Source organism: Paenarthrobacter sp. NPDC090517, assembly GCF_044769165.1.
Classification (GTDB): Bacteria; Actinomycetota; Actinomycetes; order Actinomycetales; family Micrococcaceae; genus Arthrobacter.
The window spans coordinates 1-25,087 of the sequence record NZ_JBIVXN010000012.1 but is presented as its reverse complement, the minus strand read 5'-3'; the positions used below and the strand labels follow the sequence as shown (position 1 = coordinate 25,087).

Annotated in this window: 32 protein-coding genes; 20 read left to right on the top strand and 12 right to left on the bottom strand. The window is 59.9% G+C overall.

Annotation, left to right across the window (positions count from 1 at the left end):
- The first annotated feature begins 130 nt into the window (after positions 1–130).
- From ACIQTW_RS21545 to ACIQTW_RS21535, 3 genes are all read left to right on the top strand, one after another.
- Entirely contained in the window at positions 131–448 is a 318-nt protein-coding gene (locus ACIQTW_RS21545) for a hypothetical protein (protein WP_402941489.1), read from the top strand.
- Between the two features lie 445 nt (positions 449–893).
- Positions 894–1,418: a Pycsar system effector family protein gene (locus ACIQTW_RS21540; RefSeq protein WP_402941487.1), complete on the top strand. Its 525-nt coding sequence runs from the start codon at positions 894–896 to the stop codon at positions 1,416–1,418.
- A 1-nt stretch (position 1,419) separates the two neighbouring features.
- The gene (locus tag ACIQTW_RS21535) at positions 1,420–2,151 is read left to right on the top strand and encodes an adenylate/guanylate cyclase domain-containing protein (protein WP_402941485.1); all 732 of its coding nucleotides are present in this window, start codon (positions 1,420–1,422) and stop codon (positions 2,149–2,151) included.
- A gap of 9 nt (positions 2,152–2,160) precedes the next feature.
- On the opposite strand, the gene ACIQTW_RS21530 is transcribed toward ACIQTW_RS21535, so the two are convergent.
- Together ACIQTW_RS21530 and ACIQTW_RS21525 are read right to left on the bottom strand one after the other, a co-directional pair.
- Positions 2,161–3,180 carry a zeta toxin family protein gene (locus tag ACIQTW_RS21530; RefSeq protein WP_402941482.1) on the bottom strand — a complete coding sequence of 340 codons (1,020 nt, stop codon included), beginning with the start codon at positions 3,178–3,180 and terminating at the stop codon, positions 2,161–2,163.
- A 17-nt stretch (positions 3,181–3,197) separates the two neighbouring features.
- Positions 3,198–3,677, bottom strand: coding sequence for a LysR family transcriptional regulator (locus ACIQTW_RS21525; RefSeq protein ID WP_402941480.1), 480 nt, complete (start codon positions 3,675–3,677; stop codon positions 3,198–3,200).
- A gap of 114 nt (positions 3,678–3,791) precedes the next feature.
- On the opposite strand from ACIQTW_RS21525, the gene ACIQTW_RS21520 reads away from it, so the two are divergent.
- The 4 genes from ACIQTW_RS21520 to ACIQTW_RS21505 all read left to right on the top strand — a co-directional run bounded on the left by ACIQTW_RS21520 (position 3,792) and on the right by ACIQTW_RS21505 (position 6,989).
- Complete coding sequence (locus tag ACIQTW_RS21520; protein WP_402941478.1) at positions 3,792–4,724, top strand: restriction endonuclease; 933 nt, start codon at positions 3,792–3,794, stop codon at positions 4,722–4,724.
- 88 nt (positions 4,725–4,812) lie between these two features.
- Positions 4,813–5,094, top strand: coding sequence for a multiprotein-bridging factor 1 family protein (locus tag ACIQTW_RS21515; protein WP_402941475.1), 282 nt, complete (start codon positions 4,813–4,815; stop codon positions 5,092–5,094).
- A gap of 87 nt (positions 5,095–5,181) precedes the next feature.
- Entirely contained in the window at positions 5,182–5,376 is a 195-nt protein-coding gene (locus ACIQTW_RS21510) for a hypothetical protein (protein WP_402941472.1), read from the top strand.
- A gap of 62 nt (positions 5,377–5,438) precedes the next feature.
- Positions 5,439–6,989, top strand: coding sequence for a hypothetical protein (locus tag ACIQTW_RS21505; RefSeq protein WP_402941469.1), 1,551 nt, complete (start codon positions 5,439–5,441; stop codon positions 6,987–6,989).
- 23 nt (positions 6,990–7,012) lie between these two features.
- Here ACIQTW_RS21505 and ACIQTW_RS21500 read toward each other — a convergent pair whose 3' ends face one another.
- The gene (locus tag ACIQTW_RS21500; RefSeq protein ID WP_402941467.1) at positions 7,013–7,762 is read right to left on the bottom strand and encodes a hypothetical protein; all 750 of its coding nucleotides are present in this window, start codon (positions 7,760–7,762) and stop codon (positions 7,013–7,015) included.
- 162 nt (positions 7,763–7,924) lie between these two features.
- Between ACIQTW_RS21500 and ACIQTW_RS21495 the strand changes: the two genes are divergently transcribed.
- The 5 genes from ACIQTW_RS21495 to ACIQTW_RS21475 all read left to right on the top strand — a co-directional run bounded on the left by ACIQTW_RS21495 (position 7,925) and on the right by ACIQTW_RS21475 (position 11,601).
- Positions 7,925–9,040, top strand: a complete 1,116-nt coding sequence (locus ACIQTW_RS21495; RefSeq protein ID WP_402941464.1) for a hypothetical protein — start codon at positions 7,925–7,927, stop codon at positions 9,038–9,040.
- A 220-nt stretch (positions 9,041–9,260) separates the two neighbouring features.
- The gene (locus ACIQTW_RS21490) at positions 9,261–9,929 is read left to right on the top strand and encodes a hypothetical protein (RefSeq protein ID WP_402941461.1); all 669 of its coding nucleotides are present in this window, start codon (positions 9,261–9,263) and stop codon (positions 9,927–9,929) included.
- Positions 9,922–10,455 (top strand): type II toxin-antitoxin system VapC family toxin, encoded by a 534-nt coding sequence (locus ACIQTW_RS21485; RefSeq protein ID WP_402941458.1) that lies wholly within the window; start codon positions 9,922–9,924, stop codon positions 10,453–10,455. Before ACIQTW_RS21490 ends, ACIQTW_RS21485 begins: the two co-directional genes overlap by 8 nt.
- Positions 10,456–10,468: 13 nt before the next feature.
- Positions 10,469–10,951, top strand: a complete 483-nt coding sequence (locus ACIQTW_RS21480; RefSeq protein WP_402941455.1) for a hypothetical protein — start codon at positions 10,469–10,471, stop codon at positions 10,949–10,951.
- Complete coding sequence (locus ACIQTW_RS21475) at positions 10,948–11,601, top strand: DUF6308 family protein (RefSeq protein WP_402941452.1); 654 nt, start codon at positions 10,948–10,950, stop codon at positions 11,599–11,601. Before ACIQTW_RS21480 ends, ACIQTW_RS21475 begins: the two co-directional genes overlap by 4 nt.
- A gap of 305 nt (positions 11,602–11,906) precedes the next feature.
- Here the strand turns inward: ACIQTW_RS21475 and ACIQTW_RS21470 are convergent, their stop codons facing one another.
- Positions 11,907–12,503: a recombinase family protein gene (locus ACIQTW_RS21470; protein WP_402941449.1), complete on the bottom strand. Its 597-nt coding sequence runs from the start codon at positions 12,501–12,503 to the stop codon at positions 11,907–11,909.
- Positions 12,504–12,813: 310 nt separating this feature from the next.
- Here ACIQTW_RS21470 and ACIQTW_RS21465 point away from each other — a divergent pair, with 310 nt between their 5' ends.
- The 3 genes from ACIQTW_RS21465 to ACIQTW_RS21455 all read left to right on the top strand — a co-directional run bounded on the left by ACIQTW_RS21465 (position 12,814) and on the right by ACIQTW_RS21455 (position 14,366).
- Entirely contained in the window at positions 12,814–13,110 is a 297-nt protein-coding gene (locus ACIQTW_RS21465) for a hypothetical protein (RefSeq protein ID WP_402941447.1), read from the top strand.
- On the top strand, positions 13,111–13,455 hold the full coding sequence (locus ACIQTW_RS21460; RefSeq protein WP_402941444.1) for a hypothetical protein: 345 nt from the start codon (positions 13,111–13,113) through the stop codon (positions 13,453–13,455).
- A 248-nt stretch (positions 13,456–13,703) separates the two neighbouring features.
- Positions 13,704–14,366 (top strand): hypothetical protein, encoded by a 663-nt coding sequence (locus ACIQTW_RS21455; RefSeq protein WP_402941441.1) that lies wholly within the window; start codon positions 13,704–13,706, stop codon positions 14,364–14,366.
- Between the two features lie 81 nt (positions 14,367–14,447).
- Here the strand turns inward: ACIQTW_RS21455 and ACIQTW_RS21450 are convergent, their stop codons facing one another.
- The 8 genes from ACIQTW_RS21450 to ACIQTW_RS21415 form a co-directional block, all read right to left on the bottom strand.
- Positions 14,448–14,645 carry a hypothetical protein gene (locus ACIQTW_RS21450; protein ID WP_402941535.1) on the bottom strand — a complete coding sequence of 66 codons (198 nt, stop codon included), beginning with the start codon at positions 14,643–14,645 and terminating at the stop codon, positions 14,448–14,450.
- Between the two features lie 155 nt (positions 14,646–14,800).
- Positions 14,801–15,724 (bottom strand): ParA family protein, encoded by a 924-nt coding sequence (locus ACIQTW_RS21445; RefSeq protein ID WP_402941439.1) that lies wholly within the window; start codon positions 15,722–15,724, stop codon positions 14,801–14,803.
- 309 nt (positions 15,725–16,033) lie between these two features.
- Positions 16,034–17,179 (bottom strand): hypothetical protein, encoded by a 1,146-nt coding sequence (locus tag ACIQTW_RS21440; RefSeq protein WP_402941436.1) that lies wholly within the window; start codon positions 17,177–17,179, stop codon positions 16,034–16,036.
- Between the two features lie 169 nt (positions 17,180–17,348).
- A complete protein-coding gene (locus ACIQTW_RS21435; protein ID WP_402941433.1) occupies positions 17,349–17,579 on the bottom strand; it encodes a hypothetical protein in 231 nt (76 codons plus the stop codon).
- Positions 17,580–17,648: 69 nt separating this feature from the next.
- Positions 17,649–19,064, bottom strand: coding sequence for a chromosome partitioning protein ParA (locus ACIQTW_RS21430; protein WP_402941430.1), 1,416 nt, complete (start codon positions 19,062–19,064; stop codon positions 17,649–17,651).
- Between the two features lie 6 nt (positions 19,065–19,070).
- Positions 19,071–19,586: a hypothetical protein gene (locus tag ACIQTW_RS21425; protein WP_402941428.1), complete on the bottom strand. Its 516-nt coding sequence runs from the start codon at positions 19,584–19,586 to the stop codon at positions 19,071–19,073.
- A gap of 11 nt (positions 19,587–19,597) precedes the next feature.
- The gene (locus ACIQTW_RS21420) at positions 19,598–20,677 is read right to left on the bottom strand and encodes a CHAP domain-containing protein (RefSeq protein ID WP_402941425.1); all 1,080 of its coding nucleotides are present in this window, start codon (positions 20,675–20,677) and stop codon (positions 19,598–19,600) included.
- A 24-nt stretch (positions 20,678–20,701) separates the two neighbouring features.
- Positions 20,702–20,977 (bottom strand): helix-turn-helix domain-containing protein, encoded by a 276-nt coding sequence (locus ACIQTW_RS21415; RefSeq protein ID WP_402941423.1) that lies wholly within the window; start codon positions 20,975–20,977, stop codon positions 20,702–20,704.
- A gap of 143 nt (positions 20,978–21,120) precedes the next feature.
- Here ACIQTW_RS21415 and ACIQTW_RS21410 point away from each other — a divergent pair, with 143 nt between their 5' ends.
- From ACIQTW_RS21410 to ACIQTW_RS21390, 5 genes are all read left to right on the top strand, one after another.
- Entirely contained in the window at positions 21,121–21,738 is a 618-nt protein-coding gene (locus ACIQTW_RS21410) for a DUF6668 family protein (RefSeq protein ID WP_402941420.1), read from the top strand.
- Between the two features lie 13 nt (positions 21,739–21,751).
- Positions 21,752–22,051, top strand: a complete 300-nt coding sequence (locus ACIQTW_RS21405; RefSeq protein WP_402941418.1) for a hypothetical protein — start codon at positions 21,752–21,754, stop codon at positions 22,049–22,051.
- A 15-nt stretch (positions 22,052–22,066) separates the two neighbouring features.
- A complete protein-coding gene (locus ACIQTW_RS21400) occupies positions 22,067–22,792 on the top strand; it encodes a hypothetical protein (protein WP_402941415.1) in 726 nt (241 codons plus the stop codon).
- Positions 22,792–24,156 carry a hypothetical protein gene (locus ACIQTW_RS21395; protein ID WP_402941413.1) on the top strand — a complete coding sequence of 455 codons (1,365 nt, stop codon included), beginning with the start codon at positions 22,792–22,794 and terminating at the stop codon, positions 24,154–24,156. Before ACIQTW_RS21400 ends, ACIQTW_RS21395 begins: the two co-directional genes overlap by 1 nt.
- A gap of 1 nt (position 24,157) precedes the next feature.
- Positions 24,158–25,087: SCO6880 family protein (locus tag ACIQTW_RS21390; protein WP_402941410.1), on the top strand; the 930-nt coding region annotated here is incomplete at its 3' end.

Genomic DNA, 25,087 nt, shown 5'->3' with positions numbered 1-25,087 from the left:
AGCCCACTTATGGCACATAAGTCTATAGCTTGCTCCGCGTGGTTAATCCATACAGGGAGACTCACCTTTGCAGAAGGTGAGTCTCGGCAGCCTTGACGGGCTGAAAAACTGCCCCGCTAGACTGGGTGCCATGGCTATTCACATTGATGCAGAGAAGATCGAAAACGAATTGCAGCAGCGGCTAAGTAACCGCATGGATTCCGTGCGGGAGCTGGTCAAATCACGGCAAAAGGTTGCAGACGCACGTGACGCTCTCGGCGCAGCCGAAGATGAGGATGCACGCCGCTATCAAGCGGCACTTACGGCAGGCTGGACCGTCGACGAACTGCGCTCCGCCGGCCTCAGCGAACCCGAAAAGAAGCTGCGCGTACGCAAGCGCGCAACGCGCCGATCCACTCCGACGCCGGCGACGCCGGAACAGACTGAACAGCCGCAACACCTGGGGTAGCCTCTCGCCCACGTGTGCACAGCAAAAGCTCTATCCTTCGGGCTTTTCCTGCACACATGATGGACGACAGGAACCAGCTGACCGCCTGCACACAACCGCCAGGTCACCACGCCCAGGAATCTCGCCCACCACAACCGGCGGATGTGCACAGCCTCCGGAAACTCCCACATCCCGGCCTCTTATTTTTGCTGCTCCTGGCGCATCGTAAAGGGCGCTGCGCGTCGCTTCGCGATGAGCCCTCGGCCCACCCTTGACGGTGCACCCTGCGCAGCATTTCGGCCTTTATCGGGATGGGGGGAACTGCGGACTTGGGTTACAGAAAAACCCCTTTCGGAGCCACTTCCGCAAGTGATAGTTAACTGCCGATAACCGATATTATCTCGCCCTAGCGAATGGAAGCGTAGTGCCCTGGCCATTTAGTAAGCGTCCCAAGGACTCCCCCGCTGTGCCACAGCCCGACCACGCATGGAAGGCACTGTCCATCACCAACGAATGGGTTCGGCATGCTGACACCAAGACCGGGGTGACCCTGGCCTTCGTTGGAGCTACCACTACAGTCCTGTTCAACCTGGTCAAAGATGAAGACCATTGGACATGCCTGCTCGTCTGGGCGGTTGCCGTATGTGCGGCTGCGTTGTTTGTTTCAGTGGTCTGCGCATGGCTGGCGTTGTTTCCGCGTGTAAAGGGACGACCGCCAGCTGGAGACGAACCTGACGAAGATGCGGTAAACCTGCTGTTCTTTGGACATGTCTCCAGTCACTACTCAAAGGACCGTCCGACCTACCTCCAGGTGCTCTCAACGCTGACAACGGACCCGGCCAGGCTCACGCGGCAAGTAGCTGCACAGATCCACGAAAACTCCCATATCGCGACTACCAAGTTCAAGTACGTAAACCGAGCGATCATGGCTGAAATGGTCGCCGTTGGCGTGGCAGTCTTCGTCGCCGTGGCCGCTACGGCAGGATGGTGACGTGGACGGAAACTTCAAGGCATATTCCTATATCGATAGTGCCGCGCGCATCAGTGACATCCTCGACCAACCAAGCGGACAGTTCGAAGAAACGAAGAGTCTTCCTGACCGGGATCAGCTGACCTACACCAACGGCTTCTACAGCTATTGCAGCGCGGTCTTTGTAGATATACGAGACTCATCCGGACTAACCGAGAAGCACACGCGCCCGACACTGGCCAAGATCTATCGGTCCTTCATCTCTGAAATGGTGGCAGTCCTCAACGGGTCCGAATATGTGAGGGAAGTGAACATCGTTGGGGACTGTGTATGGGCCGTCTACAACACTCCAACAAAAACCAGCATTGATGAAGTGTTCTACCTGGTCTACACGGCCAACACACTGAAAAGGCTTCTGAACGTCAAACTGCAGAAGAAGGAATTCACCCCTTTGAACTTCGGAATCGGCGTTGAGTATGGACGGGCGCTGATGATCAAGGCAGGGTTCAACGGGAGTGGAATCAACGATGTTATCTACATGGGTGATGTTGTTAACCGCGCCGCCCATCTGGCCCATAAGGCAGGGCGCTCATACAATGACGCAATCTGGGCGGGAGAGACGTTCGCGCAGAACCTGAAGGATGACAATGCCAAGTTGCTGACTGAAAGCTACGAGACCGGCGTTGGCTACGTCCGTAAAGGCAGTGTTGTCCAGATCGGCATGAACAAGTGGATTGATGAGAACTTCGGCTGAGAGAAGCTCTCAGCGACCAAAGTCCTTGCCTGTTCGCGGCGCGTTATTTCTGGTTGGACGTGCTGTTGAGGACGCCCGAACAGCCTGCAGAGTCTCGCTGTCAACGAGTGGACCGCCGGCCTTGGCGCGGCCCTGTGTTGTCTCCAGTTTGGGGCCGGCGTCCTTGTCCGCGACGCGGTAAACCTGGTACTCACTGACGCATCCATAGTCTTCGGCGATCGCCGCTGCGTTGGCTGCGCAGATGGATTCCGTGTCACTTGGTTCGTTGAACAGTGATGCCGGGAACGATTGCGGAACCCAGCGCCCGCCCAGCTCGGCGTCGAGGCCGGCGGCCGTTCCGTTTTCGGCATCGAGGTAGCCGCGCTCCCAGCGGCCCATGGTGCGCGCCTCGCTGACGTTCTGCGTTGTCTCGACGTCGGCAACCAGGACGTCATAGCCCGCCGCCTGCAGTCGGTCCAGCAGAATCCTGGCCTGCTTCTCGTTGCCCAGGGTGCCGTCGATGATGACATTCATCCCTGACTCAAGCGCCTCGTTGCGTGCCTTCTTGGCGAGGATCGAGGACTCCGTGTGGACCAGGGCTGCCAGCTCGCGCGGGTAGAACTTCTCCCCCGCAGCTTCCAGTGTGCGCACTTCCTCCGGCACCAGGTAACTGTCGTAGCTTCCATCCTGGCGGGCCTGCTGCAGCAGCTCGTCCTTGAAGTCGTCCGCGTTGATCGGTAGCCAGTGCTCCGGCTGCGTCCGGGTTGCCTGGATGAGTGCAGCCTGCGCGGTGGACTTGCCGGCACCGGGAGGGCCGGCAAGGACAATCGCCTTCTTGTCGCGGCGGACCTCGGGGCGTGACTCAACGAAGCGTGCAAGGATCTCGTTGTGCAGCCGCCGGCGGTCCTGGCGTGGCTCGCCTCGACGGACGTTGAACCACTCAGGATTCTGGGCGCTTGCGGTCTTACTCTGGGCGGTCAGCGGTCCCCCGTCTGCGCCCAGGCGCTCCAAGGTGGCGCGGTGCGCTGCTGCCTGGTCTTCGGTAGTCACGCTTTACAGAGTAGTCATCAGACTTCGGGAGCCTCGTCAGAAGCATCCAGAATCTGGTCGTAGGCGTCCCCGTCGATCAGTCCTTCATCAAACGCCCGGCCGACTTCCGCGAACGATCCCGGGGTGTCCATGTACGGCGTGGACTCCCACTCGGCCGCCGCAGCGGCCGCGCCTTCATTCTTCGGGTAAGGCCATGCGGACAGCTCGCGGATCATGGCGTCGCGGTCGATGTCGCCGGCCGCGTAGCGCTCTGCGATCTCGTAGGGGCTGGCACCGCTGAATCCCTCGGGAACGGGCTTCACTCCCCTGACCTCGGCCTGCGAGAGCAACCGGCTAATGGCCGGCTGACTAACGCCCAGCGCACGGGCGACTACGCGCTGGTCGGCAGTCTCCACGGCCGCGCGGACATTCCTGATGTAGTCCAAGCCGCCCAGCTCACGGCGTGCGCGGGCGCGCCGGGCATTGGCAATGGCATTCTCCGGGCTGGTGATCGTCATATCCAAACCTCCTTCGATATAACCAATGTTATCAGGAGCTGTCCCCTGGTCATGTCCTGCAACTAAGAGGAACGGTGGCCAGGGAATGTCGACCACCAAAACTAAACTGGGCAGATGGCCCAGCAGGTAAACCCCGCCCTTATTAATCCGTTGATTCGTGTTTTGTCCACGGCCTATTGGTACAGAAACGAACTCCGCGACTTCCTCATCGTTGCAACCGGCGATCGTTCGTTGGTCTTCCGCTATCCCTGGCAGGACAAGTCAATGTCTAAGCGGGACTTGGCTACGGCCTTGGTGCATGACTTGACCCAGAACCAGGACAAGTACCGCGATGTGTTGGTCCAGTTGATCCTTACTGCTGCGGATATGCCAGATCCGGTATCGCTGAAGCATCTGGAGGACGGCGCCAGGAAGTACCAAATGGCACGCGAGGCAATCGACGTTTTCCACCCAATGGTGGAGCCTTATCGCAAAGAGCAGGAAGAGATCACAGAGTTCCAGCGTCGACTCCAGACCCAGAAGGACATCGACGAGTTCCGTCGACACACTAACCAGATGATCGACGATCTCAAAGTGAAGTTCCTCGAATCAGAGAAGATGGCAGCGCAACCTCGCGGCTATGCCCTAGAGGGCATTCTCAATGAACTGTTCGAGGTCTTTAACCTCGAATCGCGCCGGCCCTTTACGGCGTACGGAGAGCAGATTGATGGCTCTTTCACCTTGTCCGGGACTGACTACATTCTTGAGGCAAAATGGCAGGCGAAGCCCATCGCGGCAGGTGATGTTACAGAGTTCGCGGGCAAGGTAACCCGCCGCCTGGATAACACCCTCGGCTTGTTTATCTCCATGTCAGGGTTTCAAAAGTCAGTCCCTGATCTTGTTGCCAGGACGGGCAGGCACTCTGTACTCCTCATGGACGGAGGCGACCTTATGGCCGTACTGGACCGCAGAATAGCTCTCGATGAACTGATTACACGCAAAAAACGGCACGCCGCCGAGACAGGCGACATCCAGCTCTCTGCGTGGACCATTCTTGGACAACTCTAAAAGCAAACAGACACCCTGACGGTCGGAGGCGTATGACAGGCTGGTGATACTACGGCGCGAGAGGCGCTGTCGGGCCCTAGGAGTTCCCATGGCTGATGAGATCATCGCTGCAGTCGGTCGAATAGTGATCGAAGCACGAGAAGAACTGGGCTGGTCTCAGCTTCAATTGTCAAAGGAGACCGGCATTTTCCTCGAACCTCTGGCCCTGTTGGAGTCCGGAGAACAATGGATGCCCGATGAGTCGATGGAACTCATAGAAGAAGCGCTGGGATGGCAAATAGGTATCACCCGACAGATCCGGGAGGAATATGACTACGCCGACATCGAGTTCATCAAACTGATCTGGGTTAGGGACCCACGGAACCGCTAAAGCACCTTAGACCTGGCCCGCCAGGGTTTTCGAGTAGTAGGTGAACCCCTTGTGCTGTTTGAACTTGAGATTGAAACGGTTTCTACAGTGTTCACACCATCCGGCCAGCGATACATGGTGCCGGCGCCCATCATGAGGCACATCATTCTCCAACTGGATGTCCAAGCGAGCCCCATTGTCCTCGCCATCTGTGCCCACATGGAGACGTTGGCCTCCCGCATTCTCAACTACAACTCCGTCGATGTGCAGTCCGGTCGCCTCGCTGCATTCGGGGCAGCGTAGTGCATATTCGTTGACCTCGGGCCTTGAGAGATGGTCATCCGCGGAGAGAAGGACCGAATCAGTTGGGTTGTTGGTTTTGGTCATCGGCTGGGTTCCTTGATCAGTACGACATCTTCCATATAACTAATTCCAATGATGGAGCAGTCGAAGGGCTTCGAAGAAACTCGAATCGCCGTTCCACTTACTTAGGACTGGAACACCTTGGTGGGACACTCCCCCACGTAGCAATCTACGTAAGGGGATGTTCGTTTGAGGATGATGGGTACATGGCCGAGAAGCTCGTTCATTTGAACAATAGGCAAGTCAAAGTGCTGCGATGGATCCGGGATGGATGCCCGGATGGCATCTTCACTAAGGGTTATGAGCACAGGATTATTGCCCGGGCTCTGGAACGACGCGGCCTAGTAGCGATCACCGGCACCGGTCCTTCCTGGAAGGCGGTAGCAACTGCAGCAGGGAATACATGGGAAGAGCCGCCGCGCGAAGACGCCGACGGGCTTCCGGTCGAAGCCGAACCAGACACATTGATCCGGCAGGTACTTAATGCAGGGGGCAATCTCGTCCTGCCGAAAGACTCAGCCCTCGAGAAGAACTATGAACAGTTGGTACGTCTTAGCCTGAAATCACCGCTCCGCCCCAAAGGTAAGAAGCTAGAGGTCGTTCTGACGGGCCCCTGGAATCAAGGCCCCAAGACGATCGTGTTCACTGAGCACTTTGACGACTACGTCACTGCGTCACCTGTCCCGGTGCCCGGACGCATATCCCGCTACCATCCGATCGTGAAGGCGTACGTCAGCAACAAAGAGTGGCACTACGTCAGCAGCGAGCACGTATCTCGTGCTGCCCGCATCCTCCAAGCTATTGCAGCAGAGGCTTCAAAACGCGGGATGGAACTGCTGACAGCGCAAGAAGCCACCAAAGATTCCAGATATGCGACCAGAAGCCACCTAGCCCTACGGACAACTGCTGGCGTGTACTCCGTAAAGATCAAGGAAATCTCCGGACCTGGGACAAGTAAGACAAGACCGCGACGGTGGGATGAGCCCAAAACGAAACCTGCCTGGGTTGAGGCTCGCGGCTGGGAATTCGTTGGCACCGGAAAGCTCGAGCTAATTGTCAACGGACCAGAAACCCCGTACAACGGCGCACAATACCGGGACACCAAATCAGGCACCGTCGAAGACAAACTCCCAGACTTGATCCGATCGCTGGAGATCTATCAGCTCCGGACTGCATCAAAGGAACAGAAACGCCAGCGCGAAAAAGAGGAACGACATCACCGGTGGGAGACCGCGATGGCATCCGCCAAGGAACAATACTCTGAACACGTCCGATGGGAACACTTCAAAGAGAACTCGCGTACCTGGGCCGCAATCAAACAGCACCGATCCTTTCTTGACGCTGCGAGGGTTGCTGCAGAGTCCTACACAGGCGGAGACAGCGATGCAATTCTGCAGCAGCTCGATCAAGCGGGTCAGACCTTGGACACCATAGATCCGCTCCGCGACCTTTCACTCATCCTTCCCAAGGTGCCCGAACCCACGCCGGAGGACCTCAAACCCTTCCTCGGCAGCTGGAGCCCGTACGGTTCAGACCGAAGCAGGGGGTTCTAGCTGCCCCGTTCGTCCTTGCAGGGCTAATCAGAACGGTCCGAAGATGTGTCGGCGCGCCTTTGAAGTACGGAAAGGATGTTGGGCCGGTACCGTGATTGCACCCTATGTTTCGTTCCCCTCTTCATCTCAGAAATCAGCTTGCTGATCGACTCAGCATGCCGAAACTGCCCTCCTGCAGCGAAGAAAGCTTTCAGCCAGGTGTTTTTCTCAAGGGGATAGCCGCCCTCGCTGAAGGCGCGGACCAACTGAACGACGGCAGCTTTCCCATTTCCCGTCGACAGACCGTTGTACTGTTCATCAACCATGCACCTTGCTGCTTCCAACTGCACGGCATCTGGAGCTTCGTGAGTGAAACCCGTAGCCAAATCTTGGGCACACATCCCCTCAAGCCAAGTCCTGACCATATCCACCGGCGACCAAACAATGACGAAGAGGCGCTCAACCAAATCCTGCTCGACCAGGGCTCGGAGCACTTCGCAATCCTCAAGCTTGTACGGATGGAGAACCGTCAGCGTTCGGTTCAATCGCTTGCCCTGATCTCCAAGATTCCTTAACTCTGAAAGGTTCACGATCCTGCGGGACCCGGGCACTCCGGCCACGTAATCAATGAACTCCATGTCGGCGCTGCCTGGTTCCCGGACTCTCTTGGGGTCGCACACAGCAAAGAGGTAGGGAGCTTCGCCAAGCCAATCCCTAATAACAGCGCTTTGAGACACCATCGAAGTGCCATGCTGTGCCCAATCTTCCCGGACCATATACGCAATCTCAGTCATGCCCACATGCTCGCACCCATCACAGACAAAATCGTCCCGAAGCAGCCCTGGGTTCTCACCGAAAATCTGAAAAGCTCTGCAGCCGTGGCGCACCACATCAATTCAGGTCCATGCCCAGATTCCGTCTAGCGGTTATCGGGTAGATGAACCATCGTGGAGGTTATGACCGATTCGACATCTTGTCAGCCAGAGCAGGTATACGAGCTGGAGGGCATGCTCGTAGCCCAGCGTCCAGGGGCTACATCCACATTTGAGGAGTACGCAGCCGCGCGCGCCACGCTCATCCATATCAACAACGACGCCCAATGGAACCCCTGGGTCCACGACGATCGCGCCTCGGAGAAACATTCCGCACTGTTAGTAATGGAGCAGTGGCAACGAGCGGAGCCCGGTTTCCGTCAGCTGACAGTCCCGGAAATGGAGGAGTGGCTAGACGAGGTTGGCCGGCGCAGCGAGGAGAAGCACGCGGCCGCTGCTATCCGCCAGGAGCAGGACAAGAAGCGGTACGACCCGGAGCGTGAACAGGCTCGTCTCTCACTTCTTGAACAGGAATCCATACTGAGTCACCAACACGAAGAAATGGTGGAGCTTCAGACCGGCCGTTACCCCTCGATGAGCGAAGACCGTCGGGCAGTGAAAATCGCAGAGCTCGGACGCGCAACCAACGACCGAGAGACACATATCACAGCCCTGGCATCGATCGTTGAGGACCGCGAAGACGTTGTCGACAAGTACGGACGCTTGCCAAGGGACCGGCGGGAGGCGAACCTTCTCCGCTACCGACTACACCGCGAAAACAAAGTACGCGAGCTACGCGCACGAATCCCCGAACTGAAGGACGCAACAGCGAAATCTGAAGATAGAACTGAACGCACAAGACTCCAAAGGGAGCTGCAAGCGACCGAGTCAAACCTGGAAACGATCCTGTCAGTACCTCAGCTGACCAGGGACGACATGTGTTCCGAATGCGCACAACCAGCATCACACCACGGCTGGGTCTCACCACCCTACGTCGGCCCCTGCCCAGCATGGCCCGTCTGGGCAGAACGGTTGAAGCACGCTCGGGCGCTCCTTTTCACCGCAACCGAACGCCCAAAAGCGAAAAGGGAACTAGATCAGCTGAAGCCGCGTCCCATCGCTGTCCTGCCCTCAGGGCTTCCCATCGCCGAAGTAATTACCAAGCTGAGCGAACTGCAGAACAAACACCCAGACGCCATCGTCAAGCGAGGCCGCGCGAACAGATGGGAGATCTGGCCCGTCGACACCTCGCAGGTGTAGATTGCCCATTTGCACGCCTCAAATCCTCAGACATGATCACGCAACAGTCATTGTCATCCGATAGCTTGTACTCATGACAACTACCGGCCTAGAAGTACGGCTCCGAGAGGGCAGGGAAAAGGCCGTAGTTCACCGGTTCACTAGAACCTTGGACGATGTTGTCCTTTCACTAAAAGAGATTGACCGCCTCTACCTTCAAAGAGGGACGCGGCCAGACTGGGTGATTGAGTCTTTAAAGCACGAAGCCAATGACGCCGTCATACGGCTTGAACCCCGGGCCTCCTCACGCACCCGGGACGTGGCAGACATGCTTCGCCCTGTAGAGGCTTTCGTGGACGGCATTGCCAGCCTGTCTGAGCGACCCGAAATCCCGAAGTTGTATAGCCCTGAAACCGTGGAACGGATTCAACGCATCGCCACCGCCGGCGATGAATACAGTCAAATTTCGATGGCCACGTACAACGGCAAGGTCAACTCCGTAGCGGTCCTTTCCCCTGAAGTAAAAGAAAACGCCGCTTCAGCCGTACGTGGCAAAGATGTCACTCATGGTTCTATTTCCGGCATCCTGGATACAGTCGGGGCCACACCGCGAAGAAATATCCTGCGCGTTCGGTTGTACGACTCCCAGACGGAACGCGCTGTGAGCGGAAACGCAGCTCCGTCCCTTTCAGAATCGCTGCGGGAGCACTGGAACCATCGGGTTCTAGTCGGTGGTTTGGTAACCCGTAATGCCCGCGGACAAGCGATACGCATCGAGATAACCCGAATAGAACGCCTTCCTGAGAATGATCTCGGTATGCCCTCCCCTCTTGAACTGCTGGGCGCTGGCTCGGATTGGCTGGACGGAATGACAGTGGACGAATACATGCGAGGTGTCAGAGATGCCTAGGAACAATCGAAGCGCTCCAGTTCCACTGATCTATGTGGACTCCTGCGTTTACTTAGACCTCCTTACCCGCAATGAGGATACGGAGCCGGTAAACGGACAGCCGAGGTGGGCGGCCGCTAAGTCCGTATTCGAGGCAGCAAAAAGCGGACAAATCCGCCTTGCTGCTTCGCCCCTTCTGGAAGCAGAGGTCCTGTGCAACGGCAACTCGCGTAAAGAAACAGACCGAATTCGCACTTTGCTTCGCGGCTGGTTCCAAGCTGAGTCCACTGCATGGACGGACATCGACAGGTTCCTCACACGGGACGCCGTGGGCCTGTTGAAGGACTTCGGACACCTAAGGTTCAACCGTGCCAAGAAACTGGGTTCCGCGGATGCCTTGCATCTTGCAGCCGCAGTTCGTCTGGGCTGTGATTATTTCTTCAGTCACGATGGAGGATTTCCCTTGGACCACAAGGTGCGGGAAGTCCAGGTTCAAACGCCGCGAGTCGTTTGGCAAGAGTCGCTATTTGATCAGGCATCTGCGTAGGAAGAAGTGGCGTGTGACGCCTCAGTGGCTTAGAGACAATGGTTTTCACGGGTTTATTCGCTTCGACGCGATCCGGGTCGAAAAAGTGCCCACAGAACACGGCGTTTACGCAGTTATCCGTGAAGGCTTCGATGAGCCGCAGTTTGTAACGCCCGGCACCGGGCGGAAGGGAAGCCACTACCCTCTAGGCATGTTGCAGGATGCCTGGATTCCCGAGGCAGCAGTTCTCTATTTCGGCAAAGCCCAATGCAAGCAAGGCGTATTTGAACGGCTCAACAAATACCGTCGCTTCGGCGATGGCAAGAGCAGCGGGCACAGCGGCGGTCGTGCCATATGGCAACTGGAGGATGCTCAAGACCTCAAGGTCTGTTGGCTGGTCACCCAGGACCGAGACCCGCAGATCGAGGAAAGCCGGCTGATCGAAGCTTTTAAAGAGCTCTATGGTGGGCGGCGGCCGTTCGCGAACCGGATCGGCGGAAAGAAGGGTGACGAATGACCCCAGGAACGGATCAAGCACTTACTGTGGGCGGTCACGTGCGCACTGTAGAAGAGGCTCTGGGAGTTCTTGAACAATATCCAAGGAAGACGCCGGCCGCTTTCGATTACTTGGGCCCCGGGGACGTGGGAAAGCTCACTGCCCAGGAAGTGATCCGCACACGCAAAATCAGTTCTCGAATCTCGAACAAGGAAGTGGCGTACTTCCTGGGGGCTTCTGAAACGGCCCCGTGGATTTGGACCGCAGCCGACTTGGCGGACGCTGACCCGGATGGCGAATTGTTCACCGCCATGACAGACCTTTACTGGCACTTCGCTGAAGGCGCTCCCAAGGGCGTGAGTTTCGCGAAGATATCGAAGGTCCTGCATCTGAAGCACCCAAGCCTTTTCCCGATCCTAGACAGCCACATAGCGCACGCTTATGCACCTGTAGCGAAGATGCTTCGAAAGGACCATCCCGAGCTTGGATGGCGGCGCCGCACCTGGCTTGCTGTGCGGAAGGACCTACTCGCTGCGAGAACCTCCGGTGCACTGGACGAACTGCGTGGCCGAATCCGCTCCTACACGTCGGCTGACACGAAGAAACAGCAGGAGGTTCGGCTAATGGACGGGCTAACTGATCTACGAATTCTGGACATTTTGGTTTGGTAGGAACAGGGGCCAGAGTCGCCCCGCCCTCGGCCCAGTACTGAAAGTGGTCATTTGTCGCTTCCGGACCGCTGTCTGCACCCAGGGCTAGATTTCCCTGGAGAACAACCGAAACGCCATCATGTACCCCGATTTTTAGCACCAGCAGCCCACCGAACTAGACGGGCAGACGTCCATCAATGACCATCTCACCGCAACACCGGCCATAACTCCGGTCAAAATCCGAGAGCCGACTGACGCCGAGTTAGCCATCTTCTTGGAAGCAAAACGAATACCGCCTCCCATACACTGCGTTCTTTCTAGCACCGCTAGATTTCGTCCTGCCAGGTGGCAAGCGCTCGTGACCGCCTGTAGAAGGTCGCTCGGGACATACCGAGATCCCGGGCAACCTGGGCAGCCGGCTCGCCGCCTTTGACCAAGCGAACGGCGCTTTTGATCTGACTGTCAGTGACCCGGCGGGGTCGGCCACCAAGGTCCTTGCCCGCTTCTCTTCGCTTGATTATGGAATCAGTGATGCGTTCGCGCTTGATCTCGTGTTCCATCTGGGCGAGCGCGGCCATGATGGTGAACAACATGGAGCCCATCGGAGTTGCCGTATCGACGTCGCCTCCGCCCAAGTTCAGGACGCGCAGGCCGGCGCCCCTATTGCGGAGTTCGTCGGCGAAGGCAAGCATGTTCTGAGTGGAGCGCCCGAGCCGGTCCAAAGTCGTGATGACGAGGGTGTCACCCTGCAGGAGAGCGTCGAGTGCCCGATCGAACTGGGGTCGCGACGCGCGCGCACCGGACACACCCTGGTCAACGTACAGGTCATCGCGCCGAACGCCGGCGGCCAGCAGGTCCGCCTGCTGCCGGTCCGTGGACTGCTGACGGGTCGAAACCCGTGCATAGCCAATAAGTTTCGACACGCTTGCCTCCTCCAAATGTGTCTCATAACTGATGATTAGTAAGCCAATTCAAGCATGAGGTTTCGAGACATACTTCTGAGAATCTCCGGTCACAGAGCTAGTCGCGAAAATTCACGAACAGCAGGATCTTAGAGGACACCTCCAGTGAGACGTCTCATATCCTAAGGGTTTCGAGGCAGGGTGACACCCGCCGCGGTTCTCTCCGAGCGTCCAAAGTCGCGTAAGAGCGGGTGGCGCTGAAATCCTCGAGCTGTTCCCGTCTACCATTGTCTTTGGCGCGAGCGGGTGAACTCGCGCCGGGAAAGGTCACATGGCAAACCACGGAGGGCAGCCCTTCAACCTGTTCCTAGCTGTGCTCGGTGTCGTCTGCCTTGTAGTGGCTGGGATCGGCCTCTTCCTGGAGCGCTCGGAAGCTCTCGCGGGCGGCTTTCTTATTGGTGGGATCTTCCTGTGCGTCGCCGGAGTCATGGCCCCGCGCATGGAGGGCGGTCAGAAAGTGGGTCTGACCGGAGCCGAGTTCAACCTTGCTTCACTCCCAGAGACCATAAAGGAAGCTGAGATCGAAGTGAAGACTCAACGACTACCCGAAATCGAGGACGTGATCTAAATGATGGACCACCGAGTGCCAGGCACGTCCATTGCTGAGGGACGTCGACGACCTGTGATGCTCAGCAGTGCCGCTGTCGATGATTTTGCCAACCTTGAAGAGCGCGCGAAGAAGTCATTGGTGGCCAAACTAAAGCGTCTCGCGGCCGGAACGCTACAGGGAACGCACTTACTTACCGGCTCTCTCGGTGAGCAGGGATACAAGTCCTTCAAGTCAGGGGACTTGCGTGCCGTGTACCGGGATTTGTCCCCGGAGGAACTGATGAAGCAAGGTTTCGAGGAGCGTGTTGCACGGAAGGGAGGGATCTTCGTCTTGGACATCCTTCCTGCCCACGAACCGAGGTAATTCGAAGGCGCGGGTCCACTGCGTGCGGAAAAGTTTGCCCGCGGAGTGAACAGCGGCATCTTCCTAAGCACTGCTGTCTGGCTGGGCCTGTCCACTACCCGCTTCTCACCAGAAGGCAGGGAGGAGGTCCGCGAGGAACTCGCCGGGGACTTCCTTCATCTGAACATGCGGAAGCAACGGTCGCTGTTCCACGGAACCACGATGCCCTCACAACCCCCTACTTAGCAGGCTTGGGTAGTGTTGCCAGCATGCATGTTCTGGCTACTGTTCCCGCTTTTGCTGCCGGGACCGTTTTTCTGAAGCTCTCTGACGATGACGTTTTTCTCGCTTGGACCGGCATAGTCATTCCTGCTGCTGCTGCAGTCGCATCCGTCTTGGTGGCGGCGATTTCGGTCCGCATTGCGTCTAGGGCGAAGCGAATCGCTGAGGATTCAGAAACCGCCCGACGCGAGGACCAGTCACATAGAGAAGATTTCGAGCGCACGTTAAGATTCGATGCCGCTCTCAAAAGCCTTTATCTTGGGATCGCTGCCCGTATTGAGGCTCTGGTCGAACAGGACGCCGTAGTTAGAACTGTGGCTTTCAATCTTGCCTCTTCAGGCAAGCCCGAAGTGGCGTTGGCCAGCAAACCTCCACTCTCCTCGCTCCTCGCCCTGTTCGCGGCCGCGGCGCTGGATGCCAGTAGCGATGAAGAAGAAGAGCTGCTGGAGATCGGTGCGGCGGTAGTGATCTCGGCCGCGGAAGAAGCAGAGCTTGAGCCAAAAATGGATTCGCCGGCTGCCCGCGAAGCAAATCTGCGGCTCCAGGTACATCGGCTCGACGGTCTGATGCTTTTTATTAAGGAGTGGCGTGTGGCCGGCCCTGATGATCGGCGCAGAATGCTTGATTCAATGGATCCTGACTTGCATTGAAGGAAACCGCCGTCCTCTCTTTCCTAGCCGACGTGCGGCACTCCGATAGCAATACTGTCATTACCAGCAATGACAGTATTTTTACGAGGAGAGAGATCTTCCAGGAGACAGATTCCTTGTGCCGCCGGGAAATGGCTCGCCTTGGTTGTAGAGGCGCTCCCGGCGGTAAACCTCATTCATGACGGCGCGGGTGACAAATTCTGACCAGCTGGCGTCCTCTTCCTGGCCCCGGGTTGCGTTGAATGCGGCTTTTGCCCGTTTCCGAGAGTCTCCAGGCATGTAGTAAGTGACCTGTTCCCGAGTCGAGGTCCGCGCTGGTGCTGGCGTCGCAGGAGTCTGGGTGGCCTCGTTGCCGGATTCGCGGTTGGCTTTTATTAGGTTTTGCACGCCAGCGGATGGTCGGCGTGGCGGGGGGCCAATGGGTTCGCGGGTAGTCATGATGCGTTCCTTTGTTCTGCGGCTTCAAGTCGAGCTACCAGTTCTTGTGCGACGCGGTGAAGGTCTTCTGCGACGTTTCCCGCGGACCGTGGCTGGGTTGGTACTCCCTTTGCCGTGCCGCGCAGGACTTCGTACCATTTCGGGCCGGAGTTAACCTGTTCCTCGAGTTCGTGAAGGAGGACTCCGCGTTCTCGAACAGCTTGGGCGGGAGATTCCGCGTGGCGGACCATGTTCTCGAACAGCACATCCCCGCTGCCGAAGGCCTCTGTAATGGCTTCTCTTACGGTCCGTTGCACAGACCTGGCCGAAGATGACGTGGCCGCGATGATTACGCCCAAGAGGTCGATCCCGGGGTTTACATCGATCACGGAGTCGAGGCGCTTCGCGACGCCCAACAGTCCTTCACGTCCACCTCGGTCGGTTTTCGTCGGGACGATAATTTGCGAGGCCGCTCCCAGGGCTGCCAGCTGCAGGGGCTCATTTCCAGGGGGGCAGTCGATAAAGATGATGTCGTATTGCTCAGCCAGAGGTGACAACGCGGCCGCCAAAGCGAGCTTCGCTTTCCGACCGTCCTTGCCGGCAAGGGAAACAAGACCGGCAGCAGCTTGGTCGAGGTGCGATCCCCCGGGCACCACGTCAAGATTAGGGCGAACATCTTTTACTGGGTTGAGAGGTGCTCCGAACATGAGGCTCTGGGCCATGCCTAGGCCATCGTCGTCCGTTCTTGTGTGACGGTACCCAAGGTCTAAGCCCAGGTTTCCTTGCGGGTCGAAGTCAACCAGGAGGACTCGCCACCCCGAAACTGCCAAAAGTCCACCCAAGTTTGCCGTCAAGGTAGTCTTCAGGACCCCGCCTTTGCCGTTCACGAAGGCGCAGACTCTATCCAACCCGGTGCGGTCGAACGGCTGATTCATAGTCATGGGCTCTACCATACTGTCTTTACTGTCATTACCTTCGTTAAAAGCAGTCGTGTCTAAAAAGTCTTTACACGCATTGCCTGCATTACTGTCAAAAGCGCTATTGCTTTTTTTGAAGTCTTTGACAGTAATGCTTGCAGGCCTGCAAGACGCGGCGGAGCCTGTGCATGTCCGCCGGTTGCGTAGGGCGGGGTTCCTTCGTGTGGTGACCTGGCGGTTGTGGGCAGGCGGTCAGCTGGTTCCTGTCGTCCATCATGTGTGCAGGAAAAGCCCGAAGGATAGAGCTTTTGCTGTGCACATGTGGGCGAGAGGCTACCCATCGAGGGAACCTGGCCCCTTGGGCTGTGCGGCCGCGCGCCGGCTGGTGTGCTGGCGCTTGTTGGCGTCGAACATGGCGCGGATCTTCGCAATGGCGGTGACCTTGGTGGGGGAGTCGCTGGCGTCGAGCTGGGCCGCGCGCTCGGCCTGGCGTTCCAGGATCTGCCGGCGCTCGGCTTCCTGTTCGCGGCGGAGAGCAGCTGCGCGGGTCGCCGTCTGCTGATCGCGGGAGCGCAGCGGCTCGCCGGCCTCGGTGCGCCAGGCGCTCAGGCGGTGCCTGAGCCAGCCGCGCATCCGCCAGGCCTCTTTGGTGTCTGGTGCGCCGCTGTGCGGCCACAGCGTGCCGTCAGGCCGCCAGTCGAGAGCGTGCAAAATGTCCGCAACGGTCCAGCCTGCCAGGAAGAAGTCCCGGCAGGAGCTGGCGATGTCCTTGGCCGTCATGCAACGCAGGGGAAAGCTCCGGTAGCGGATCTCGGACGCGGCGGCCACACGCTGTCCATGGCGTTTTGGCGTCCGGTGAGCTGGCCACTGCAGTTCTGGACGCCATGGCACTTGGGCGGCAGGTGCGCCGCTTGCGGCGCCTGCAGGAATGAGCCGTGGCTGAGCCACGTCGGGTTGAGAGCTTTTTCCTCGTGCGCGTGTATGGGTTAACTCTTTTTCTTTAAGGTGAGAACCGCCTAGGGCGGGAGGGGTGCCAATTTTGTTCACAAGCGCCAGCGGCGACGGTGCGCACAGAACGTAGACGGCTGCTTCGTTGATGCGTTCGCCGTCCGGGCCTGCGGCGGCGTATTTAGCCTGCCTGCCGGACGCTACGCGGCCGATCAGGCCCCAGGCGGCCAACAGACGCAGAACGCGCGCCACGGTCGTCCTGGACGTCCCTGTGGCCTCGATGAGGGCTTCCCAGCCCGGCCGTGCCGTCATGCTCTCGTAGTCGGCTCGCTCGATGAGCGCACGGAGCACGGCGACGATGGTCGCGCGGCCGTTGCGATTCCGCAGCACGAACTTCTCATGTGTGAAGAGCGCAGCCATGGTCTGCCGGCCGTGTGCGGCACGGACCATACCGGCTGGCACGGCCGCCAAGACCACCGCTGAGGCGGTCTCTTGGCCGCGATTGACACGGCGGCGGCGAACGGGGGACACGGCCGTTTCCGTGGACGGGAGAGGACGTGCGTGTACACTTATGGGCATAGCAGAAGGACCCTCCTAGAGGGTGTGGAAGTTGGAGCCTTTCACCAGGACCCGCCAAGATCTGATGGTGAAGAGCTGAATAACTTGATACGAAGGCCCGCCTAGTGCGGGCCTTCAACATTTAAGAGGCGATGCGGCCGATAGGCAGTTCCTCCGGGCCCGTTAGCTTAGTCATGTCAATGGCTGCGAGCTTTTCAGCAACGGCGTGAGCTATGAACTCACTAGCTGACTGCCCTTGGTGGTCCGCTACGGCGAAAAGCTTTTCTGCGTCTGCCACGGGGAGTCGGGTAGTCAGAACGTGACGGTCCCCTTTAGAAGGTCGTCCTCCGCGTGCGCGTTTCTGAATTGCCATGTCCATCACGTTAGTTTCTGAAACGCTGTGAACTGGGCATACTGTGCGGCGTGTCGCTTTGAAGAGCATTTAGAAACCTTTTGCAACAGCGGCGGCTGCGGCCAGCCACGCCCGCTGTGTGGCCGGCTGGAGCGCGTCATAGCGGATAGGGCCGTTGACCAGGGCGGGGTCGTAGGGAATACGGACGACTGCGCGGACATGCGGGGCGAATCCGTCAGCGATCCGGCGAGCCTCGTCCTTGGCGCGCTTGAGCGCGTCGCCGCTCATGCTGCGCTTGGCGTCGGTGGACTCGGAGACGATCACCACAGCGTTGCGGGCCAGCTCTGCGTCGTGGCCGCCCCGGGATTCCAGCGTCTGGAGGGTCAGGCGCGCCGCTTCGGCGCGATCCTCAATGGCTGTCACGGGGACCACGAGCTGGTTTGTGTGGTGAATCATCCGCCGCCAATTCGCAGAGCGGGCGGTGTTGCCTGAGTCCATGACGATCAGCCGGTAGTAGCGCGTGAGTACCTGGTGGGCGATGTCCACTTCCTCGGCGGTCACCTCGTGGTCGCCTTCCTCGTTCTCGTCCGAGCGCAGGACGTCGAACTTGTCGGCGGTCTGGTGGTGAACGAATCGGGCGATCTCGGCCGCGTTGGTGCTGGGGGAGAGCAGCGTTTGGGATGAGTCGATGAGGTCAAGGACGCTGTTGTCATGGCTGCCCTGCTCGGTCCGCCAGCCGAGTGTCCCCTGGGACTCGTTGTTGTCCCAGGCGACAGTGGCCGCACCGCTGTAGCGAGCAAGGATCGCGCTGAGCATGACGACGGTGGGAGTCTTGTTAGCTCCGCCCTTACGGTTGACGACGGCAACCGTGCGGGGGCCGGGCCAGTGCTGGCTCACCGTGCGGATATCCTCGCGCTCGGCCAGTTCGTCGGGGGACGGTTCCATACGAAAGCCCAGGCGGGTGAGCGCGCCGCGCCAGCCGCGCGTAGCCGGCTCCAGCACGGGCGCGCTGACCAGGAACGAAGTCTCTTTGAGGCTCCGGCGCGTGACAGGTTCCGGGGCAGCTGCAGCCGTCGAAGGTTCCTGGCCGCGATTGACAGCTTCGTTAAAAGTGACAGGGGCAGCGGGGACCGGCTCTACCGGAGTCGGCGCCGGCGTTTCCTTGGCGGCAGGCACTACGGGAGTCGGTGCCGGCCTTTCCTTGGCGGCCGGCGCCGGGTCTTTCTGCCTCCTGGCGCTGGGCTTGGCCGGGGCAGCCTCGCTGACAATGCCCTCGGGGGAGACGACGATGAGGCCCTGGCCGTCCGGATCAGTGGTACTGACCCTTACAGGCCGGCCAAGCTGCGCGGCGGTATCCGTGATGAGCCGCAGCGCCTGACTGAGAACGGCCGCCTCATCCTCGGCCTGGATCGCGTGGGAAGTGCCGTTGATTGTGACCTCGCCGGTTCCGTTGGCGCGCAGAACGGCGTCGATCTTGGGGAAGTCGAGTGCTTGGGTTTCCATCATCTGTCCTTACTTGGTGCCGTTCGGGGGTGTGAAGCGGTTGACCTGCCAGGGCTTGTCGGCCGCGCTGCGCAGCAGCTGCACGTCGTAGTCGCCGGCATTGGTCGGGAACACGACATGGCAGCCGAAGCCGTTGCTTTCGTCGATCTTGAGTTGCCCGGCCCCGGTGATCTTCTTGGCTGGGATGTTGGCCGGGTCAACATACTGGTAATCAGCTGCAGCCTGGGCCGTTAGGAGCTGTCCCAGTTCCTGGATCCAGACCTTGTCGGTGACGGTGGGGCGGGCGTAGAGCGTCATGGCTTTGGTTGCGGTTTCCAGGGCGGCGGCCTTGCTTTGCTCGTCCCAGGCAATGCCCAGGGTGGCCGGGGCGGTGCCTCCGGGAGCTTGGGACTTGCCGCCAGCGCTGAGCGTTGCCGGGGCGGTGGCTGACGTGCTTTGGGACGGTTCCGCGGGTGTTGTGTTGGACACTGGGGCGCAGGCCGTGCACACGAGCACGGCCGCAAGGGCTGTCAGAGCGCGTTTCATGGTTCCTCCGGTTAGTTGGTGCTGGCCCGTAGGCCTGGCAGGTACAGGAAGGCGCTGGGAGTGCCGTTCTGGACCTTGCGTGTGTAGTAGGTGTGGTCGTTCGGTGCGGGGTTGCCGTTGTAGCCCTCTTCCAGGTAGCTGCCGTCGCCGTTGACGGCCTTCACGATAGCGACGTGGCCGTAGGTGCTGTCCGCGCCGCCTGCGCCGGGGGCGTACCAAACGACAGCGCCGACGCGGGGCGTCTTGCCGGTTTGCCAGCCCTTGGCGTCCCAGCCGTCCTTCCAGGTGAGCGCGGAGCCGAGCACGGCACCATCAGGCCGGAAGGTGCCGTTGAGCACCTTGTAGGGGGCGCTGTTGCTGCCCAGCTGCTGGTTCACGCGCCAGAGGGCGAAGTCGACGCATTCGCGGTTGTACATGCCCAGGGGAGAGGGCTGGTAGATCTGGGCTGTCCGCCACGGCAGGTCGTCACCCTTGCCGGATTCACCTGGGATGCCGCAGGAGCTTTCGCCGCCGGCATCGGTGGTCTTGACGTCGCCCAGGGCGGCCACGACTTCCACGGCTGCCGGCCAGTAGGACTGGTAATGGAAGGGGTCTGCGTTGCGCTGGACCCTGTGCGCGGCGGTGGTGGGTTCGAGTTGTTCCCATCCGCTGACCTTCTGCAGGGCCTTGAAGAAGTTCGTTGCGGAGGCCGTTGGGTTCATTCGGTCTTGGTAGGAACCCCACGCGCCGTTGTCACGCTGCTGGAACAAGCCTCGGGAGTCCGGGCCAGGGCCGTCGCCGTAGTCCAGGACGCGCAGGCCTGACTCTCCCATGGCTGTCATAACGCCGATGGTTTGGCCTCGGGCAGATAAACCCAGGGCTTTGCCGGCGTTGATGACCAGGGCGGCGTTCTTGAGCTGTTCGCCCTGGTATCCGGCAACGGCAACCTTGGGCAGCTTGCTTTCGTCAACGCTGACGCTGCCGCCGCTGGGCGAACAGACGTCGGCGGCAGCTTGGGAGCCGCCGCCGAACAGGATGATGGACAGAACCAGCACAATCGGGGCGAGAATCGCCCCAATGACCAGTACCGGCCCGGTCTTTTGATACTGCATGTGTCCCCCTCACATTTACGGCTGCTATGCCTGGGCTTGGTCCTCGCCAGCACGTGGTGTCTTACCGTCGCGAAGCGTGTTCCGGTTCTCCCACACCCAGTCTTTGACTTGATCTCTGGCGATTAGCCATGTCTTCTCAACTTGGTAGGCCGGAATCACGCCCGTCTGGAGCCACCGATAGACCGTGTTTCGGGACAGCCCGAAGATCTCTTCGAGGTCCTGGGGCGTAAGTCGCTCCGGGTACTTGGCGAAGAGTGCTTCTAGATATTTAGGGTCCACGCTCAGTCCGTCCCACAGCATAGGTTCATCGTAGCCCAGATATTGGTACTGTGATGTACTAAAGGTGATTGAAAGGTACTAAAGTTGTAGTTGGGGGTCACTCTTGGCCTTTCGTGTCGGATGGTACAGATACGATCTTTGCGGACATGACAGGGGGATGTGAAATGTCAATCTCTAAAAATCGATGGGTGACCTTCGGCGCCGAGACTGTGGAGGAACCAACTTCCGCCGTTGAAGATCCGCCGGCCTTCACCCCCACTGGGGCCACCAGGCCCCAGCTCAGCGTTCCGCAGCCAGACCTCGCGGATAGGCTTCCCCGCTGGAACGTCTCGGGAATCGCCCCGGACTACTGGTGGCTGGGCGTTCACGGCGGAGCGGGCGAAACGTCGCTTGCACGATTGGACAAGAACACCAGGGCGGCCGAACACCACTGGCCCATCACAGGGGCTGGCTCCACCGTCGTCCTCGTGGCCAGGTCCAACATGTCGGGACTGCGCGCCGCCCAGCTGGCCGCCACCGAATGGGCGTCGGGCACCGTTCCAGGAATCCACATTGCCGGCCTTGTTGTTCTGGCCGACGCTCCTGGCCGCCTCCCGAAGGAGATCCGTGAGTTCGCCCGGGTCGTCGGCGGGGGAGTACCGCATCTGTGGCATTTCCCGTGGATCGAGGCGTGGCGCTTGGATCAAGACGTCCTGCCTGAGGATCTTCCCAAGGAAGCTCGCACCGTGCTTGACCAGGTGCGTATCGCAATAAACACCGCTGCCGGACTCCCGGCTAACTAGAAAGAGGAAAAGGATGCACTTCGAACTTCTCAACATTGCGGGCGATGTTATGGCCCAGATCCCAGCGTCGACGATCCCTAACCCGGGCACCGGCACAGCTCCTCCAGGTTCTGAGGGCCTGCTGACGATCCTCAAGTGGGTCGCGTGGATCGTCTTCGGCCTGGCCGTTGCCGGCATCCTGATCACGGCCGGAACGATGATGGTCAACAACCGTCGTGGTGAGGGCGGCGAGCACGCCGGCCGCCTTGCCTGGGTCCTGGGTGGCTGCATCCTCGCAGCTTCCGCCGGTGGCGTCGTCGGCGCCCTGGTCTAAGGAGGAATCCAAGCCATGACGGAACCGACAGTGAACGAAGAACAAAGCCCGTTGACCAAGCCTAAGTTCATCATCTCGGCTGTTGTCGTGGCGATCATTGTCGCGCTTGGGATCATTCTGGCCGTGATTCCCAAAGGTGGCGGCACGCCGTCAGCTGAGCCGAGCAACGCCGGAGCTAGTACCGGTAGTAGCCAGCCCAGCGCTACGTCGTCCGCCAGCGTGTGCGGCCTGCCCTCCGGTGACCAGGCTAAGCCGGCCACCGCGCCGGCCGACACCAAGTGGGAACTGGTAGGAAAGATTGCTGCACCGACGTCGCCTAAGCAGTTCGGTCCTGGAAAGACTGAACCGAACGGCCTTCGGTCGTGCTTTGCACACTCACCCACTGGGGCCTTGTACGCAGCTGTAAACGTAGCTGCGCTCTCAGGATCAGGCAAAGCGAATGTGGTCTACGAACAGCTTGCTGTTCCGGGACCGGAACGTGACGCCGTTTTGAAGTCGTCTCCTACCGCCGCGCCGGCATCTGTTCCTGCGCAGCTCGCGGGCTTCACGGTTCGCTCCTATGACGGTGACCGGGCCGTCATTGATCTTGCATTCAAGGGAGCCAACGGGGCTTTCGTGTCCATTCCCGTTCCGTTGCAATGGTTCGGCGGGGATTGGAAGATCGTCGTTCCTGCCACGGGGGACACTGGGGCGCGGCAGATCGCGGATCTGAGCGGCTACATCGAGTGGGCCGGTGTGTAATGGCGGACTGCTCAGGATGGAACGCATTCAATCCTCTATGCCATGCGGGAGCGGCAATCGAGGATGCCGCGAACGATTCGGTCAAGAACATGGCCAAGGCGATTGCCGATGCCGTAGGACAGACCGTTCAGACACTCGGGACGTTCTGGGTAAATGTGGGGACGCCTAGCTTGACGACGGTGCCAGGTGGCTACACGGCAAGCGATCCCGTGTTGTTCCTGCAAAACAGCCTCTACTTCTGGACGGCTGCTCTTGCTGTGCTATCTGTACTGGTGGGCGCAGCCAAAATGATCATTGAACGGCGGGGCGCGCCCTTGCGGGATCTCGCCCGTTCGCTCGCAACGCTGATCGTCGTCTCCGGGGCCGGCGTGGCAGCGGTCGGACTGCTGACCGTCTCGGCAGATCAGTTCTCTGCCTGGATCATCACCAACTCCACGAATGGAACATCGTTCAACCAGAACATCACTGGGATGTTGGCACTCTCGGCCACCAGCCCTATCGGCTCAATTATGATCATCCTCCTGGGCCTGATTGCGATTCTGGCCTCCGTCCTACAGATCGTGCTCATGATCGTGCGTGGCGGACTGCTCGTGGTCCTCACGGGGATATTCCCCACGGCCGCAGCCTTCACTAACACTGAGGCCGGCAAAAGCTGGTTCCAGAAGTGCACGGCCTGGCTAATCGCCTTCATCCTCTACAAGCCAGCGGCAGCAATCATCTACGCAACAGCGTTTCGTCTTAGCGGGGCAAAGATCTTCGGAAACGGTGGCGACGGCAAGGACTTCGGCTCTGCACTGTTGACGACAGTTACGGGTCTTGCGCTGATGGTCATTGCACTGTTCGCTATGCCAGCACTCATGCGGTTCGTGACGCCGATGGTTGGAGCAGTTGCCGGCGGCGGCGGTGCCCTAGCAGCTGGTGCTGTCGGTGGCCTGGCTTCTGGTGCTATCAACATGGGCAGCGCCGGTCGTGGTGGCGGTGGAACAGCCAGCACAACGCCGAATAGCTCATCGAATCAGTCTTCTGCCTCCCAGGGGCCTTCCGGCACCGGGAACCAGGGCACAGCAGGGACGTCCGGCACGGCTGGTAAGACGGGCGGGCAGGGCGCCTCCGCTACAGCGCCCGCCGCAAGCGGCGCACAGGCGGGAACCGGAGCGGCTACGGCTGGCAGTGGTGGAACTGCGGCCGGTGGCGCGGCTGCCGGCGGTGGCGCCGCAGCTGGTGGCGCGGCGGCTGGTGGCGCGGCGGCGGCCGCCGGCCCGATGGGCGTCGGCGTCATGGCTGCACAGAAAGGCCTTGAGGCTGGCCAGGCAGCCGCCGGGGCCGTCAGGAACATAAGCGAAGAATCAACGGGGGGTGCCTGACATGGCGGCTATCGAAAACACATACGTGGAACCGACCTATGGCAACTGGCGTCGCCCGCGCAAGGCCGGTATCGGCACTCTGGGCGGCCTTGCCACGGCGGGCCTTTTCATCGGCCTTATCGTCACGGTGATCTGCTTCTTCGTCGGTGGTTGGTCCGCCGGCCTGGTGTCTTTGCTCGTCCTAGGCATGGCGCTGGCCATTGTCTCGGTGACGGACAAGCACAACAAGTCCGTGGGCGAAAGAGTCTTTGCACGCCTGGCGTTCCGCTCGGCGCGACGGAAGAAGGCGAACCTCTACCGTTCCGGGCCGTTGGGTCTGACCCCCTGGGGCGAGTATCAGCTGCCCGGTATCGCTGCCGGCTCAAAGCTCTACGAGTTCGCGGACTCCTACGGCCGGCCATTCGCGTTGATCCATCTTCCGTCCACCGCTCACTACACGGTGGTCTTTGGCACGCAGCCTGACGGTGCGTCTCTGGTCGATCCTGAGCAGATTGATGCCTGGGTGGCCAACTGGGGCGGCTGGCTGGCGTCCCTGTCGAATGAGCCGGCCGTCGTGGCCGCATCGGTCACGGTAGAGACCGCGCCGGACTCCGGGGCGCGCCTGCGCCGGGAAGTCGAGTCGAATATCCATGAAGATGCACCGGCCATTGCCAAGGCAATGCTAAGAGAAGCCCTGGAGACGTACCCGCAGGGATCGGCCACGATCCGTGCCTGGGTTGCACTGACGTTCAGCGCAGCAGCCAGGGCCGGCGGCAAGCGCCGCACTGCCGATGAGATCGCACGTGATCTCGCTTCCCGTCTTCCCGGCCTGACGGAACGTCTGGAATCCACCGGAGCCGGCGCGTGCGCGCCGCTGAATGCTCAGGAGCTGTGCGAAGTCGTGCGGGTCGCTTACGATCCTGCCGCCGCGCGCCTGATCGATGAAGCCCAC